General features: G+C 62.0%; 16 protein-coding genes. 10 read left to right on the plus strand and 6 right to left on the minus strand.

All coding sequences use genetic code 11. The features are described 5' to 3' along the window. The 5 genes from AC1DRP_RS32530 to AC1DRP_RS32550 form a co-directional block, all read left to right on the plus strand. A partial coding sequence (locus AC1DRP_RS32530) for a hypothetical protein (RefSeq protein WP_476770661.1) occupies positions 1-215 on the plus strand: 215 nt, incomplete at its 5' end. 11 nt (positions 216-226) lie between these two features. Then, positions 227-1,162, plus strand: coding sequence for an ABC transporter permease (locus AC1DRP_RS32535; protein ID WP_441480561.1), 936 nt, complete (start codon positions 227-229; stop codon positions 1,160-1,162). Continuing rightward, positions 1,162-2,043 (plus strand): ABC transporter permease, encoded by an 882-nt coding sequence (locus AC1DRP_RS32540; protein WP_476770662.1) that lies wholly within the window; start codon positions 1,162-1,164, stop codon positions 2,041-2,043. The genes AC1DRP_RS32535 and AC1DRP_RS32540 overlap by 1 nt, the downstream gene beginning before the upstream one ends. Further along, positions 2,040-3,026, plus strand: a complete 987-nt coding sequence (locus tag AC1DRP_RS32545) for an ABC transporter ATP-binding protein (RefSeq protein WP_476770663.1) — start codon at positions 2,040-2,042, stop codon at positions 3,024-3,026. Before AC1DRP_RS32540 ends, AC1DRP_RS32545 begins: the two co-directional genes overlap by 4 nt. Continuing rightward, positions 3,023-4,015, plus strand: coding sequence for an ABC transporter ATP-binding protein (locus AC1DRP_RS32550; protein WP_441508541.1), 993 nt, complete (start codon positions 3,023-3,025; stop codon positions 4,013-4,015). The genes AC1DRP_RS32545 and AC1DRP_RS32550 overlap by 4 nt, the downstream gene beginning before the upstream one ends. Positions 4,016-4,394: 379 nt before the next feature. Here the strand turns inward: AC1DRP_RS32550 and AC1DRP_RS32555 are convergent, their stop codons facing one another. Beyond that, complete coding sequence (locus tag AC1DRP_RS32555; RefSeq protein ID WP_476770664.1) at positions 4,395-5,606, minus strand: carboxymuconolactone decarboxylase family protein; 1,212 nt, start codon at positions 5,604-5,606, stop codon at positions 4,395-4,397. A gap of 155 nt (positions 5,607-5,761) precedes the next feature. Between AC1DRP_RS32555 and AC1DRP_RS32560 the strand changes: the two genes are divergently transcribed. The 3 genes from AC1DRP_RS32560 to AC1DRP_RS32570 all read left to right on the plus strand — a co-directional run bounded on the left by AC1DRP_RS32560 (position 5,762) and on the right by AC1DRP_RS32570 (position 8,189). Then, a complete protein-coding gene (locus AC1DRP_RS32560; RefSeq protein WP_476770665.1) occupies positions 5,762-6,676 on the plus strand; it encodes a LysR family transcriptional regulator in 915 nt (304 codons plus the stop codon). Positions 6,677-7,479: 803 nt separating this feature from the next. Continuing rightward, positions 7,480-7,803 (plus strand): calcium-binding protein, encoded by a 324-nt coding sequence (locus AC1DRP_RS32565; protein WP_441508547.1) that lies wholly within the window; start codon positions 7,480-7,482, stop codon positions 7,801-7,803. Beyond that, positions 7,800-8,189, plus strand: coding sequence for a hypothetical protein (locus AC1DRP_RS32570; protein WP_441492650.1), 390 nt, complete (start codon positions 7,800-7,802; stop codon positions 8,187-8,189). Before AC1DRP_RS32565 ends, AC1DRP_RS32570 begins: the two co-directional genes overlap by 4 nt. A gap of 91 nt (positions 8,190-8,280) precedes the next feature. Here AC1DRP_RS32570 and AC1DRP_RS32575 read toward each other — a convergent pair whose 3' ends face one another. Continuing rightward, positions 8,281-8,847: a DinB/UmuC family translesion DNA polymerase gene (locus AC1DRP_RS32575; RefSeq protein WP_476770671.1), complete on the minus strand. Its 567-nt coding sequence runs from the start codon at positions 8,845-8,847 to the stop codon at positions 8,281-8,283. 941 nt (positions 8,848-9,788) lie between these two features. On the opposite strand from AC1DRP_RS32575, the gene AC1DRP_RS32580 reads away from it, so the two are divergent. Continuing rightward, on the plus strand, positions 9,789-10,235 hold the full coding sequence (locus tag AC1DRP_RS32580; protein ID WP_476770666.1) for a hypothetical protein: 447 nt from the start codon (positions 9,789-9,791) through the stop codon (positions 10,233-10,235). Here the strand turns inward: AC1DRP_RS32580 and AC1DRP_RS32585 are convergent. The 4 genes from AC1DRP_RS32585 to AC1DRP_RS32600 all read right to left on the minus strand — a co-directional run bounded on the left by AC1DRP_RS32585 (position 10,232) and on the right by AC1DRP_RS32600 (position 15,288). Further along, the gene (locus AC1DRP_RS32585; protein ID WP_476770667.1) at positions 10,232-11,254 is read right to left on the minus strand and encodes an IS1595 family transposase; all 1,023 of its coding nucleotides are present in this window, start codon (positions 11,252-11,254) and stop codon (positions 10,232-10,234) included. The genes AC1DRP_RS32580 and AC1DRP_RS32585 overlap by 4 nt on opposite strands. A gap of 686 nt (positions 11,255-11,940) precedes the next feature. Continuing rightward, on the minus strand, positions 11,941-12,276 hold the full coding sequence (locus AC1DRP_RS32590; protein ID WP_476770668.1) for a hypothetical protein: 336 nt from the start codon (positions 12,274-12,276) through the stop codon (positions 11,941-11,943). Positions 12,277-12,766: 490 nt separating this feature from the next. Then, complete coding sequence (locus tag AC1DRP_RS32595) at positions 12,767-14,683, minus strand: diguanylate cyclase (RefSeq protein WP_476770669.1); 1,917 nt, start codon at positions 14,681-14,683, stop codon at positions 12,767-12,769. 473 nt (positions 14,684-15,156) lie between these two features. After that, positions 15,157-15,288: a hypothetical protein gene (locus tag AC1DRP_RS32600; protein ID WP_476770670.1), complete on the minus strand. Its 132-nt coding sequence runs from the start codon at positions 15,286-15,288 to the stop codon at positions 15,157-15,159. 171 nt (positions 15,289-15,459) lie between these two features. Between AC1DRP_RS32600 and AC1DRP_RS32605 the strand changes: the two genes are divergently transcribed. Next, the gene (locus AC1DRP_RS32605) at positions 15,460-15,648 is read left to right on the plus strand and encodes an SDR family NAD(P)-dependent oxidoreductase (RefSeq protein ID WP_441508546.1); all 189 of its coding nucleotides are present in this window, start codon (positions 15,460-15,462) and stop codon (positions 15,646-15,648) included. Positions 15,649-15,715: the final 67 nt, after the last annotated feature.

Here is a 15,715-nt window from a genome sequence, read left to right on the forward strand (position 1 = left end):
TCGACGCACTCATCGAAAAGGCTCAGGACGAGCCCGATTTCAACAAGCGTATCGCGCTCATCCAGGACATCGAGAAGCAGGTTCTGCGTGATCTGCCGCTCCTTGGGATTGTCACGCTCTCCTATGTCATAGCGCGCAATCCGCGTGTGAACATCGGATTCCCGGTCAAGTCTGGCTACGCCTATTGGCGTTTGAACAAGGCCACGCGCGTCTAAAGGGGCAGACCATGCTGCGTGTCATCGGAGCGAGACTGCTCGATGCCGTGCCGACGGTCCTGCTGGTGCTGACGCTCGTGTTCATCGCGCTGCGCCTGCTCCCTGGGGACCCGGCACTCGTCGCCCTCGGCGACTATGCGACCGCGGAACAGCTTGCGCTGTTTCGCGAGCAAATGGGGCTGAATGCGCCCCTCTGGCAGCAGTACCTCACCTTCATCTGGGACATGCTGACGCTCGATTTCGGGCAGTCCCTGATCGATCGAACGCCGGTCCTCCGGCTGCTGGCCGATAATCTGCCCTACACGATCGAGCTGACGCTTGTCGCGACGGGGATGGGGCTGCTCGTCGGGATTCCGCTCGGGGTGGTCGCGGCCGTCAACCGCAACAAGCTCCCCGACGCCGGCGTTCGCGTGTTCTCCCTCATCGGGTACGCGATCCCCGACTTCTATCTCGGGGCGCTCCTGCTGATCGTGTTTGCCCTGACCCTCGGCTGGTTCCCGATCAATGGCGGGGGCACCGGATTTTTCGACCGCATGTACCACGTGTTTCTGCCGGCGGTGACACTCGCCATGGTCAAGACGGCCTTCCTCGGCCGGTTGACACGGACCTCACTGCTCGAGGTCCTTGGCAAGGACTATATCCGCACGGCACGGGCGAAAGGCGCACGAGAGAACCGCGTCATCTATCGGCACGGGCTGCGCAACGCCTTGCTGCCGATCACGACCGGGCTGGGGCTCAGTCTTCTGGCGACGCTGTCTGGGTCGGTCGCGATCGAGCTGGTCTTCAACCGGCCAGGCATCGGGGAAGTCCTGATCAGCGCAATCGCCAAGCGGGACTATCCAGTCATCCAGGCGGGCGTCGTGGTGTTCGCCTTCTTTGTTGTTCTGATCAACCTGCTGGTCGACCTCGCCTACATCGTGGTCGATCCCAGAATTCGGGTGAAGTGATGACGCTTGCCACGGAACAGACCCATGTTCTCGCGCCGGAAGAGCCACGCTTCGGATTGCTGCGCAGCATCATCCTGGGCCAGCCCTCCACGATCCTGGCGACGATCATCATCGCGGTCTTCCTTGCCATCGCCGTTCTGGCGCCCGCGATTGCACCTTATGACCCGCTGGCGCAGAGCTATCTCGCGATCAACTCATACCCGTCGGCGGAACACTGGCTCGGCACGGATCAGTTCGGACGAGACGTGCTGTCGCGCCTGATCTTCGGATCACGCAATTCGCTGATCTTCGGTCTGATCTCTCCGACGCTGGCTGCGCTCGTTGGTACCGCACTTGGCGTCGCCGCCGGGTATTTCGGCGGGATGATCGATCGTCTGGTGACCCGGATCATCGACCTCCTGCTGGCATTCCCGGAGCTGCTGCTCGCTATCATGATCGCAGCCGTGCTCGGCGGCGGCTTCTGGAACGTCGTGGCGGTGATAACCATCGCGTTCGTGCCGGGCTTTGCCCGCGTGGCGCGGGCCTCGACGCTCGCGGTCAAGCAGGAACCCTATGTTGAAGCGGCCATCGCCGCGGGGGTCACCACGCCCATGATCATCGTCCGGCATGTGCTCCCGAATATCTCGGCGCCCATCGTGGTGCTGATGACGCTGTGGGTCGCATCGGCCATTCGGCTCGAGGCCTCCCTCAGCTTCCTCGGGATCGGCACCCAGCCGCCCAATCCGAGCTGGGGCAACATCATCCGCGACGGCTTGGGGAACATCTTTGGCTCCCCCTGGCCGATCATCGGAGCGGGCTTCGCCATCACGATGGTCGTCCTGGCCTTCAACCTGATCGGCGATGCGGCCCGCGACGTGCTCGATCCGGAGACTGCTCAATGACGCCACCTCTTCTGAAAGTAGAGAATCTGGCGGTCGAGTTCGGTCCCAAGACCAATCCCATCCGTGCCGTCAATGGCGTGAGTTTCGAGATCGAGGCCGGCGGCGCCGTTGGCATCGTCGGCGAGTCCGGGTCGGGGAAGTCGATCACGTCGCTGTCGATCCTGCGGCTGATCCCCGAGCCGCCGGGCCGGATTGTGCAGGGCCGGGTCGAGCTGAACGGGGTCAATCTTCTCGATCTGCCCCGAGCGAAAATGCCCGATATCCGCGGGCGCGAAATCGCGATGATCTTTCAGGAGCCGATGAGTTCGCTCAACCCCCTGATGACCATTGGCGATCAAATCGGCGAAGCCATCGTGCTCCATTCCGCGCTCGATCGCGAAGCGCGGCGGCGCCGGGTGATCGAGGTGCTGAACCTTGTGGGGATTCCCGATGCCGCGGGCCGGGTCGACGCCTATCCTCACCAGTTCTCGGGCGGGATGCGCCAACGCGTGATGATCGCGATGGCGCTCGCATGCAGCCCCAAGCTGTTGATCGCCGACGAGCCGACAACCGCGCTCGACGTCACGATCCAGGCCCAGGTGCTCGAACTGATGAAGCGGGTTCGGTCCGCGACGAACACGGCAATCCTCCTGATCTCGCACGATCTGGGCGTCATTGCCGATGTCTGCGAACGGGTGATCGTCATGTATGCCGGTCGTGTCGTGGAAGACGGCGACGTGCGATCGATTTTCCGCAGGCCAAGTCATCCCTATACGCGCGGTCTGCTGGAATCGATCCCCCACCTCAGGGATCAGCGCCGACGCCTGTTCCAGATTCCCGGCTCGGTGCCATTGCCCGGCACCGTCAAGCAGGGCTGCCCGTTCTATTCCCGATGTTCGCTGCGGGTTGACGAATGCGCCAGGGAAATGCCGCCGATGTTCCGCTTCGGCGAGAGCCATACAGCGGCCTGCTGGGTCACAGCAAAGGCGGAGGCCGTCCAATGATCGAGCCGCTTATCCGGACCGAGAATCTCAGCAAGACCTTTGGCGAGGCCGGCGGCCTTTTCCGCAGATCGAAGGGCAGCAGCGTCCGTGCCGTGGACGGCGTGTCCTTTTCGATCAATCGCGGCGAGACCGTCGCGGTCGTCGGGGAGTCCGGCTGCGGCAAGTCCACCATGGGACGGCTGCTGCTGCGCTTGATCGATGCGACGGAAGGCAGCGTCTTCTTCGAGGGAACGGACATCAACACGCTCTCGCGAAGCGAGATGCGGCAGATGCGCCAAAGAGCACAAATGGTGTTTCAGGATCCCTACGGGTCCCTGAGCCCGCGCAGGAGCATTGCCGACATCGTCGCCGAACCGCTCGAGGCTTTCGGCCTTGTTCGCAACCGACGGGAGAAACGGGAGCGGGTCGCGGAACTTCTGAACCAGGTCGGACTATCGCCCAGCTTCATGGACCGGAAGCCGCGCCAGTTCTCGGGCGGCCAACGTCAGCGGATCGGCATTGCCCGGGCCATTTCGGTTGATCCGAGTTTCGTCGTGGCGGATGAGCCGGTCTCCGCCTTGGACGTCTCCGTGCAGGCACAGATCGTCAATCTTCTGCAGGACCTGCAGGAGCAGAAGCGCTTCACATATCTCTTCATTGCCCATGACCTTGCCGTGGTCCGGCACATCGCTGACCGGGTCATGGTGATGTATCTAGGACGCGTCGTTGAGATCGGGCACAAGGAGCAGATCTATTCGGCCCCGCAACACCCCTACACCCAGGCCCTCCTGTCGGCGGCCCCTGAGCCGGACCCGGATTTCAAGGCCAGGCGCATCATTCTCGAGGGCGACGTCCCCAGCCCGACACGCGTTCCTACGGGGTGCAGTTTTCACACCCGCTGCCCGCTGGTGCAGGACATTTGCAAGGCAGAACGCCCAGCATTGCGCGAAGTGATGCCTGGGCAAAGCGCAGCTTGCCACTTTGCGAGTCCGAATCCCATACCGGCCTGAACAGCGCACGGCTGCTCGATCGCGTTTCCACGGCGACTTCGGAGCGACAATCCATGCCGCTCTCCCAAGACAATCCTGAAGCCTCGCCGTCCCTTATTACGGAGGGCATTTCTCCGTCAGCCGGACGATTTCCGGCTCGAGCTCGTGGGCGGGCGCCATCGCTCCGAGTCAGTCAGCTGCGGAAGGTTCTCGTCGCATTTGCGGCCGGCGCTGGCCGGCTAATCGACGGTGGAAGGTGATCTGCTTCCGGCTGAGCGGCGTGCGACGAGATGGCGCCGACAATTGTGGCGAGGTGCGATCCGGGCGATGGCCGGGCGGCCTGGCCGATAGTCAGCACGATCCCTGAGCAAGTTGCCGTATGCGGCGGCAACCAAGCACTTCATTCGGGGCGCTTGGCGAATTCCTCGCCGGCAATCCGCACCGCCTGTTGCACGACGGGATAGCCGCTGTAGGGCACGAGGTTGAGGAGGGTTTCGAGCACCTCCTTGCGGCTCGCGCCGGCATTGAGTGCCGCGTTGATGTGGACACGCAGCGGGGCTTCCGTAGTCGTGGTCGCGACCGCCGCCAAGGCCGCGCAGGCCGTCAGCTCGCGGATTATAGGATCGATGCCTGGTCGTGAGAAAACGTCGCCGTACGAGTGCTCGACGATCATCCGACCGATATCCGGTGCAATGTCGTCGAAGCTGCGGATGACCGTTTCACCGGATGCTCCGGAGGTCTGTGCAAGTGTCGCGAGCCCGCGCTTCCGACGCAACTCCCGGCTCTCGGACAGTTGTGCCGCCGCGGATGGCGCCGTGATCGCTGTAGCGCCGCGGTCTGCCGAGAAGGCCCGTTGGGCGAGACCGAAGGCGTTGAGTGCGGCGGGAAATCCGGCATAGACGCTAAGCTGCATTAGCGCCTCGGCAATCTCTGCAGGCGACAGGCCCTGCTTGAGGGCGACTTTGAGATGGAAATCGAGAGCGTCGTCGCGGTTGCCGGTCGCCGCCAGCATCGAAATGATGGCGAGGTGCTTGGCCTTCGGTTCCAACCCCTCGCGCGCCAGCGACTCGCCGAAGGCGAATTCAATCGACCAGCGTGCAAGGTCCGGCGAGATCGCTTCAAGAGGCCGCAGATGGCCTTCGCCGTTGACCGCTAGGAGGGCTTCCAGTCCGCGCCGGTATCGCTGCGTTCCGTCGTCGCTTGCCGGTGGCGGGGCCTCGAAGGTGATGCCTCGCTCCTGGAAGATCTCGCGCGCCAGGGCGATCGAAACGACGGCGGAGKGGAAGCCGAGAACCGCCACGGATACGAACAGCAACTCGACCAAATCCTGCGGTCTCCCGCCGGCGTTGAGGAAGCCTGTCATATGAAACTTGAGCTGCGGTTTGACGCTGCCCAGCGCCATCAAACAAGAGACGGTGCAAATCTGCCGTAGCGGCAAACTCAGTCCCGGGCGGGAGAGAATATCGCCATAAGAATATTCGACCGTAAAACGCGCCAAGTCCGGCGACGCCTCTGCAAGGCGTTTGATCGGCAAGTCAAAACCCTCGCCGCCGATCCGCTGGAGAACCTTCATGCCGCGTTCGAAACGCTCGCCGTTTGCGTCTTGAGCCATGGTCTGCTGGGCTCCCATCAAGCCGCTTCATGAAGAGGGTTTCGGGGGGCATGACTTCGGCCATGCGGCGCGATAGAGCCGCCGCCCCGTGCCCCTATCAGAGATTCATCGCTGAACGATTGCGATAAATCCAATTCATTAATAATATCATCGTCATGAATGCGGTTCATCTTGCCAATATCGATCTGAATCTGCTGGTGGTGTTCGATGCCGTGTTTGCAGAAGGTCATGCCACGCGCGCAGCCGAACGGATCGGGCTGACCCAGCCGGCCGTGAGCCACGCGCTCAACCGGCTGCGTGCTTTGTTCGGCGATCCACTCTTCGTCCGCTCGCCGCGTGGCATGGTGCCGACTTCGCTGGCCCAAGACATCGCGCCGAACGTGCGATCTATCCTCGAGCAGGTGCAAGGCGTACTGCGTGGCGGGCGTGCTTTCGACCCGACCGCGAGCACACGGCAGTTCGTCCTCGGTCTCTCGGACTATGCCGCCTTCGTGCTTCTGCCTCGCCTGACCGCACGCCTCGACCAAGAGGCGCCGGGCCTGTCTCTCGTCGCCCGCAATACGAGCCGGAGCGTCGGCCTGCCGATGCTGGAGGATGGAACGGTCGAACTGATCGCGGGCAACTTTCCGGAGCCGCCGACACACATGCGGGAGGAACTGCTCTACGAAGAAGACTTCATCTGCGCCGGCCGCGGCGACCACCCCAATCTCGGCGAACCGCTCGATCTCGACYGATATTTGGCCCTTCGCCACATTCAGGTCTCGATGAGGGGCAATCCGAGCGGCTATGTCGACGCCGTGCTGGCGGAAAGAGGGCTCAAGCGAAATGTGGCCGTAACCGTCGGACACTTCCTGATGGCCCCAATGCTGGTGGACGCCTCCGATCTCGTGGCGACGGAACCACGCCGCCTCTTTACGCCGCTTGCCGGCCGCCTACCCCTCAGGCTCTTCCCGCCGCCGATCGACATTCCCCAGTTCCGGGTGGTGCAGACATGGCACTCAAGGCACGATGCTGATCCGGGCCATCAGTGGCTGCGGCGCATTCTCCGGGAAGTCGGTCAACAGGCATAAGTCACTAATCTACGGGCGACCCCCTGAACGGTCCCGCTCACTCGGCGCTTCATCGTCGGCCCATACTACTAGGTAGTTCGATGGCGTCGGACATTTTCGCGGCAGACGGCCAAAGGCGTCGCACGTTAAATTCGATTCCTGAGCGCGAAGCCGAGCTGAACCGGGCCAATCACTCTGCGGCAATTTGGAGGGCTAGCGTAGACATGGTGCCCATCATCGTGGAGCGTAGCCCGCCAGCCCCGCCGATTCCCACTCGAGCGGTTCGGCCCCGAGTTGATCTTCATTGAAAACGTGCCTGGCATAGCGGTCGGCAAGAGCGACGAGAGCGCTCCGCTCGATCGCCTTATCGAATGGCTCGGCCGCAACGGCTACCTGCCCGATATCTTGGCACACTTCGTTGAGTGTGGTCTCCTGTCCCTTGTGGAAGTATGCTCTTGGGGAGGCGTGGGCGAGTTCTCATTCACGAGGCATATCAGGTTTCCATGTCAGGCCATGCGATCCACATCAAGATCGACGGAAGAACCTACTCGGGGACCTTCAAAGTTGACCGAAAGATGCTGATCGTCACAACAACCTACGGCAGCAAATCCGCCGAAACGAACCCGCGGGTGGCACATGAGACCCTTGCTCACCAACTCCTTCAGGAACTTGTCCAGCAGGAAAAGTCGCGCAAGGGCTCGACGCTCTGACGAAAGGCGTGCGCTCGGCATTGTCACGGGAATGATGTGATCTGAGCCTGCCACGGTAGGGTAGGAGCATACAGCACCGATTTCGTCATCGCGGGCACGAATGGCGATGATGTCATCACCGGCACGCCGGGCGACGACCGGATCTTCGCGGCCGGCGGCAATGACCAAGTCACTGCGCTTGCTGGCGATGACGAGGTCCATGGCGGCGCCGGCGACGATATCCTCGATGGCGGTCCGGGCGGCTTCGACAATCTGTTTGGCGACGCGGGCAATGACCGACTGACGCTGGCGACGAGCGACGGCGGCGGCACGGCGTTTGGCGGCGAGGGCGACGATGTCATGTTCGGCAGCGACACCTCCTTCAACAACTTCGACAACACGCTGCGGGCGAGGCCGGCAACGACGAGCTGCATGCCGGCGCGGTCGGCACATCCATGAACGGGGAAGGCGGCTCGGATTGGCTGATCAGCGGTGCGGCCGACGACCAGATGGAGGCCGGACGCGACGAGTTCGGTTTCGAGCTGGACAATGCGCAGGATCTGTTCGTCTACAGCGGAACCGGGCGCTGGAGCGAGGAAGGCAGCTTCTTCGGCGACACGGTGTCCGGCTTCCAGGATGGTTCGGACCTGTTCGACCTGCGCGGCAGCGGCCTGCAATTCTCCGACCTGTCGATCGTCAACGAGGAATTCGAAACGACGATCACCTCGGTGCGCGGGAATATCTCGGTCTTCGTGAATGCCGGGCAGGAGGTTTTCCTCGACCAAGATGATTTCCTGTTCGACCCGGCGCCCGCGCCGTTCTCGACCGATCCGCTGTTTATCTAAGAGATCGGCAAAGCGCGGGTCAGGCTGCAAAATACTCTCGACTGTCTTGAAGGCCATGTGACTGATCCGGTTCAGAGGGACGACATGCCGTCTAGATCATGAGACTGAGCTGGTCCGGGTCCTCGTGCTGTTCGCCTTCAAAGGACGACAACGTGACGCCTATCAACCGGATGCCTTTTTGGGTCGGGAATAGTGGATCGAGGAGGCCGCACGCGATGCTCTCCACCTCCGATGCTGATCCCGGCGGCAGGCCGACTGTGCGGCTGCGCGTGATCTGCTGAAAACYGGCGTACTTCACCTTCAAGGTCACGGTTCGCCCGTGCAGCCCCTTCGCTACGCAATGGCGCCAGACCTTTGCGACCAACGGTGTGACCTCGGAGTGCGCCGCCTCGAGGTCGAAGATATCGACCGCGAAGGTATCCTCGGCGCCGACCGATTTCCGCTGCCGGTCGGGCTGGACCGGGCGCTCATCGATCCCGCGCGAGATCCTGTAATACCAGGCGCCGGACTTCCCGAAATGCTCCTGCAGGAAGGCGAGTGGCTTCGCCCTGAGGTCGGCGCCTGTCAAAATGTCGAGCCGCTCCATCTTGGCTGCGGTGGCCGGTCCGACCCCGTGCAATTTCTTGACCGCGAGCGCCTCGACGAATGGCGGTCCCATGCGTGGCGTGATGATGGCCTGGCCGTTGGGCTTGTTCAGATGGCAGTGCTGGGAGTTGCCGAACGATGCCTTCCGCCCGTCACCGAATTTTTCGGAGGCATCAAAAAGCCTGTTCAATTCAGTTGCTTAGGTGGCCTCGGGTGGTCTTGCCTACCCATGCCGAATATTGGCTGTGGGGGGTACGGCGAGATAGAGGATGCGGCCGCGCAGCCAACGCGGCTGAGTTCGGACAGGATCCGTGACCGCCCCTCGCTTCACGAAGTGGCGCTGGCGTTTGTCGGCTAGGCGTGGTCGGGCGGGCCGCTGCTCAGGTTCCGTTTGGCCCGCCACCTCTGGCTTCCCATGTCAGAATGGCGAGAGCCAAATTCTCGAGTTCGACCTCAGCCATCGGATGACGAGCAGCAGCATGGAGGTCGCAAGCTCGGGCACAGGCGCGAATATAGTCCGCCTCCGAACTCAACATTACGGAGCGGCGACTTGGGTAGGCTGGGGCCCGGTTTCGCCTGCGGTCTGGTCGTTCTTGACGCATGCCAGGCTCCCCTGCGTTGTGCCTCCGCGGGTCTGCGCGATGGAATGCGCAGTGAGAATCGCCAAAGAAAGCCGACGACGAAAACCTGTGATGGAGCCGCTCCGAGGAGCAATCCCACCATTTCGGATCCGCTAAAAGCGGAGAACATAATGCTGCTCGCTGTTCACATCTTGGAATAGCGGCAAACGTCTCGGATCGCGCCCCCTCCTTAGTATAGGTCGCAGTAGTCTCACCGAACGGTATCGGCCAAGACGGAGCGGCACGGCTGGCCATAGGCATGGGCTCGGCGGAGCGCGCTTAATCGCTGGCGTCCGACAACCGGTGCTTCAAAACGGCATTAGGTAGCAAAAACCACCAGACCTGATCCAGTCGGTTTGGTAGCTTCCGGCTCCCATTGACGGAGCGGGAGCAGGTGAGAGTTGACGAGGAACTGAAGCGGAAGCGCGCCGAGCTGCTTGACGAGGTCGAGGAATTGAAAGCCAAGATTCAGGCGATCGATGGACAGGTCTCGGCGATCGACCAGGTGATCGCGATCTACGATCCGGCCTATGCCCCGCAGGGATCAGCGGCAACGAAGCCGCAGCGGCCAAGGGCACCCAAACAGCTCCCTCCCGAATTCGCACGGATCAACAAGAACGAGGCCATCCTCGAGGTGCTCCGCGAGGCGGAGCACCCGCTTTCGACGGCGGACTGCACCTTCCGGATCGTAGAGCGCAACGGTGCCGATGCGGACGATCCGTCTATGCCGCGTTTCCTGACGCAGGTCTCCGCCACTTTGATCGCCCTGACCAAGCGCGGCCGCGTACGCCAAGCGGGCACCATCGACAGCCGAAAGCAMCTATGGGAGATCGCAGCTTAGGCTGCGGCGCTTCCATCCCAGATCAGCTCGGGCGGTTTGTTGCCCTGCCAATAGCCGCACAGGTACCGCGACGTCGGTCGCCTCAGCGCCTGCCCCAGCAGGGAACGCGTCAGCCCGCCATTGCTCATCCGCCTCGTGTCTTCGCGCCAGGCGATGTCGGCCGCGTACCAGTCGAGATATCGCGTCGAGAAGCGATGGTGGATGCCGACATAGGCCCGCTGGATCCGACTGAAGAAGCTCTCGACGACGTTGGTGTTCGTGCCATCTTCGGAGGAATACGCCTCGGAGTGGTTCACCCGACCCATGCGGTTCAGGCCGACGACATCGTTGTAGCTCCCGTGCTCGTCGGCGAAGACCTTCGCGTTCCGGGAGACGTGGTCGCGAACCGCAGCCCAAGCGGCATCGCCRTCCTCTTCTCGGATCACTCGGGTGAAGGTCCGGCCGGACATGCCCCGCTGCCGGATCGCCAGGATGCAGAGGCGGTCCGGGCTGCGGTTCTTCTTCAGGCGCCGATCGACGCGATCCTCGGCCTTGTTCTTGGGCCGCACGTGGCCGCCGGCGTACTTGCCGTCAATCTCGACCTCGCCGTCGAGCACCATCTCCTCGCGGCGCGACGCCACGGTCTCCCGGAGCTTCATCAGGAGCACCCAGGCCGTCTTGTATTGGACGCCGAGCTCTCTGGAGAGCTGGAGGGCAGCCTTTCCCTTGACGGAGTTGGCGACGAACCAGATCGCGAAGAGCATCTTCTTGAACGGCAGCTTGCGCCAGGCGAACGCTGTCCCGGACGTCACCGTGAAGACGGAGCCGCATTCCTTGGCGGAGCACTTGAAGCGGCTCCGGATCATCTCGTAGCAGCGCAGGTTCCCGCAATGCGGGCAGTAGGCCTCGCCGTCCGTCTCAGGCCAACGGGCCTGCCGGAACCACTTGTAGGCCGTCCTCTCCTGGATGCGGGAGAGTTCGGTGATCGTCAGGTCGCGGACCTTGGGCGAAAGCAAGAAGTGCTGGCCGGGCCTCTCCATGGCTCAGCGCTCCCCTCGAGACGAGGGAGAGCGGTATTTCCCAGCCCCCGGCGAAGGCACGGAAGCTGAAACCCATGGTGATGAACGGCATGGTCATGCTCGGAGTCCGGTCCGGTATGGGGATTGTCATGATCGGGCAGCGGGAACCGTCGACGATCCAGGTGGGCGTCGCGGTTCAAGTCAGCGCTGTCATATGAGCCGATGCATGATCCGAGCTCATGCCAGGGGAACGGCGTGGAGTCGATCGGGATGCACGGCGTTGGTTAACGGCGACGCGACCGATAGTCGGCGCAGGCTCTCGCACTATTGTCCGAACGAACGTCAGCTTCCGGACCGAGATCGAAGGAGCAAAATCGACTCTGAGCTGGCATTATGAAATTCTGCTTCCGGGCAGTTCGATAACGTCGGCAGTCGAGTAGCGGGAATTGACCTATCCGGCTGTCGGAGCGCCCCCGATCATGAGTTATCCGTGGAGACCTGCCGCTCTCAGTTAAACCTTGAGCCTTGAAGCACTTGGCAAAGAGCCTTGCGTCGATCTTGGTGACGTCCGCGGCAACGTGCCGGGTCACGGCCATCGCGCTGAGGCTCAGGCGCTCGGCAATCTCGACACGCGAGATGTCGCGACGCTACTCCAACAGGGCGCGAACTTGCCCTGTTGGCCTTGCCCAAGGCGATCCGGTGCGGGTTCATGGGCACAGCACCACGCCGTTCTGAATCCAGCAGATCTCGGACGAGCCGCCGCTGCCGCCGAGCATCAGCACCGGGACAGCCAGCGAGCGCAGTCGGCGGTGTGGCCGGGAGACGGTCGCGGTGCGGTGATACACCCGGTATTCCCGGTGCCCCCGGGAGGCGTGCCGGCGCGACCGGCGGCGAGCCCAATCAGCTTCGACAGTATCGAGGCTGCTCATCTTCAGGTAATCGCCAGCAACGCTCTCGGCTTTGGGCGCGGCCTGCGCCTGTGCCGCAGTAGCGGCCAGAGCCAAGCAGATCGCGAACGGGGCAATCTTCGTGGGGTAATTCATCACAGTTCCTCGTGGCAGAGCGGGCTTCGCCGGATCGATACGCGATTGACCGTGCTGCCTCTTGTTGCTTTCGGCCAATATTTTGCTCGCCGCCTACATTGGTCCGGGGTGTTGGGCCCGGCCCGATTTCACCGCCCCGTTACCCGAGCAGACTTCGGCCGCCTCGCAACCGCGCGCCCGCTCCGCATCTACCCTTCGATCTCGGTCCGGAAGCAGACGCTCGATGAGGYGATAGCGCCTTGGCCAGGAGGCCCGCTTTCGGGCAGCTTAGCGACTTCCGCTTTCGACCCACCCTCGACCTTCGGAACGTCTGCTAATGGGTAAGGTCCCGGCGCGTCTGGGAACCGATGAGGACAGTGCTGGCAGGTTGTCGAACGACGCCTTCCACGCGTACCATTTTTGGCAATGCCGAGAGGCTAGAAACCCCTACAATTCAGATGCTTAGTGAGCCTTTGGTGGTCTTTGCTACCTAATGCCGCTTCAAAATGCGTTATGCAGTTTTGGCCCCGGGCCAGCGGATCACTTTTCCTGCCATCATCAGGCGATCGCGACCGCCATTCTTAGCCGCGTATAGTGCTCGATCGGCTGCTTCCACCAATGAAGCATGGTTGGTCGTGGTCGCGGCATTGGGCCAGATCGTAGCGCCGCCAATACTTGCCGTTGTGCGCCATGCGGCGACACTACCGTCTTCAATCTGGATTTCGTGGAGCGCCTCTAGAACCCTGGTCCCGACCTGCTCGCACCCGTCGGAATCCGTATTCGGGAGAAGAAGAGCGAACTCTTCTCCGCCATAACGGGCGGCAAGATCGGCCGACCTCAGAGCCTGGTTAGCCAGTACGCTAGCGATCGTCCGCAGGCAGCTATCTCCCGCTTGATGTCCGAACTGGTCGTTGAACATCTTGAAGTGGTCGATATCGATCATCAGCAGGGAAATAGGAGTGCCTTCCCTGCGCGCTCTCGCCCATTCCTGCTCTAGACGTTCGTCGAAGCAGCGACGGTTGCCAAGGCCTGTGAGCCCGTCGGAGGCGGCCAGAACGGCGAGCTTCGCCTCAAGGTCTTTGTGTTGCGTCATATCGCGGGAGAGAGCAACGAAACCATTGATAAGACCAGTGTCCGAATTCCTGGTTGGGCGCATTGTCGTCTCGACCCAGATCTCGGACTTCTCGCGATGGCGAATGCGATAGAGCATTCGCGCTTCGTCCATCTCACCTCGCTTCAGCGCTTCAATCGTTTGCTCGACTCGTGGTCGGTCCTCGTGATTGACGCCCGCCAAAGCCGAGGTTCCGACAAGTTGCGCGGGGGCCCAACCCAAAACGCGCGCTGAGGCTGGAGACGCATAAAGAATGCGTTCGTCGAAATCGATACGGGTCACCAGGTCGCTGGACTCTTCAGCCAGGAGCCGAAAGTCAGCCTCCTTTGCCGCGATTGCAGCGGCAAGACGCTGACGTGCGACGAGCTGCCGGACGAGATGGATACCGACAAGAGCAATGAACAGGGCGAGCCCAACGACGAAGGCTACACGTGTGATCACACCCTGGCGCCAGCGCGCAAGCACGTCGTGCTCCGCTTGTGTCGCGAGCAAGACGAACGGGAAGCGATCACTCACTTTGTAGAAGCTCAACCGCTGCAATCCGTCCAAGGGTGAGCGGAAGTAGTATGTTCCCGATGARGCGCGAGGGATCTGTTCGCGAATAAGACGGGTCGTCGACARATCCCTGCCTACAAAACTGCCGTCACCGACGCTTCGGGCAAGCAGAATTCCGTCCTTGTTGAGCAACGTGACGGTGCCGCGTGGCCCAATATCAAATCTCCTATAAAATTCTGCGAAATAGGCGACGTCGATTGTCGCAGCAACCACGCCGGCAAACCTGCCATCCCTGTGATTGAAGCGGCGCGATATCGTGATGATCCATTGACCGCCCGATCGGCTTTGCACAGGGGGGCCTAAGAAAGTTTGGCGGTCGTCGATATCGCGATGATGTTGAAAATAGGCGCGGTCACTATTGTTCAGCCCGGCGAGGTTTACGCTTTCCGTCGTCGCGACCCACTCGCCGATCTCGTCATAAACAAAGAGGCCGCGGATACGGCCTAGCGTGGTTCGACGATCGTTTAGGAAGCTCTGAAGGCCCGCTAGGGCCTCGGACTCAATGCCAGTTGATTCCAGGCGATTGGCAAGTCCAAGGAGCGTCGCGTCGGCGAGCTCCACCGAATCTTCGGCGTGCTGCGTAAGCGAGCGGGCGAGATTGGCCATGTCTATCTCGGCATTCTCCAGCACCGCTTCGCGCGCTGACCATTCTCGCCAGCCGCTAAGGATGAGAATCGCAAGACAGGCAATTGTCACGAACACGCCGGCCCAGAACGGGAGGCGAGAACGGTTCGCAATTTGCGTGTCGACGCCGGCCCTCATTGTGACGGGCCTCCTCTTAGTTGGCACCCGCTCGCTCGCGATGAAGCATCGGCGACGCGCTCGGCTGTAGTCTAAGTGTACATCATCGACATAATGAACCCCAGCTCACGCTTTCAACGATCGCCATCGCACTTGTTTCAACCCCAGCAGCCGCAGAACGATCAAGGCAAGGCCAACACGTGCAATGAGTTACCGCCGCTCAGGACCGGTCGCACTGACGCCTTCGAGCCCGAAGCGGCGAGGACACGGAACGTTCGCTCGGCCGCCAGCCAACGCGATTGGCGAGGGCTGAAAGCCCCGGGAACGCATTATGTCATTAAGACCATGAGGCGTGGCGGAGCCTCATCCAATCCATAATTCACGAATTATCTCTGCATCGGCGTGCCGACCTTGCCGATCAACTGATTGGGTGTCGCGAAGGCGTGCTCCGTCTGGCGCAGCGCATAGCCGGGCATCGGACTGAGGATCACGTCTTACCCACCGCGTGCTCCTGCAGTCGGATGCAGCAGCGCGACACGCTGCCCCTTCGTGACCGCGTCACCCAGCGCGACGAGATGTTCGACGAGGCCCGCTCGCGACGCCTCCGGCCCGGCCGTGAAATGCACGCCGGGGCTCCAACATAGCTGGAACCGCCACAAAGCGGCCGGCAGTGAAGCGCTTGATTGCCTAAGTTGATAGTAAGTGTAATAGCCCTGCGGCCTCTTATTGAGTAGGGCTCGCGTTTCGGCTCCGGGTTGTGGGCCTTTCCATCACTCCAATAGTCCCCCGGTCAAATCATGACGAGCCAGCAACGCGTTCTCATCACGGGTTCAGCAGCCGGAATAGGGCGCGCGATCGCCGATCGCTGCCGGCAAGACGGGTACGAGGTGGTCGGGATCGATCGGGATGAATCCGACATTCGTGCGGATTTGTCTGATCCACAGGCGACTGCCCTAGATGCCGTAATGGGCCGGCGCTTCGAATAGCCATTTTGGGTGGCTGTCCCTCAGAATGATGGTGTTGAAAACGAGGTCCGAGCGATCGGCCTCAAGC

It is taken from the genome of Allobosea sp. 01N443, from assembly GCF_056399325.1.

Coding starts and splice junctions, on each gene's coding strand:
- AC1DRP_RS32590 (WP_476770668.1), bottom strand. CDS start 12,276: ATGAATTACCCCACGAAGATTGCCCCGTTCGCGATCTGCTTGGCTCTG.
- AC1DRP_RS32570 (WP_441492650.1), top strand. CDS start 7,800: ATGAACGGGGAAGGCGGCTCGGATTGGCTGATCAGCGGTGCGGCCGAC.
- AC1DRP_RS32605 (WP_441508546.1), top strand. CDS start 15,460: ATGACGAGCCAGCAACGCGTTCTCATCACGGGTTCAGCAGCCGGAATA.
- AC1DRP_RS32535 (WP_441480561.1), top strand. CDS start 227: ATGCTGCGTGTCATCGGAGCGAGACTGCTCGATGCCGTGCCGACGGTC.
- AC1DRP_RS32545 (WP_476770663.1), top strand. CDS start 2,040: ATGACGCCACCTCTTCTGAAAGTAGAGAATCTGGCGGTCGAGTTCGGT.
- AC1DRP_RS32550 (WP_441508541.1), top strand. CDS start 3,023: ATGATCGAGCCGCTTATCCGGACCGAGAATCTCAGCAAGACCTTTGGC.
- AC1DRP_RS32540 (WP_476770662.1), top strand. CDS start 1,162: ATGACGCTTGCCACGGAACAGACCCATGTTCTCGCGCCGGAAGAGCCA.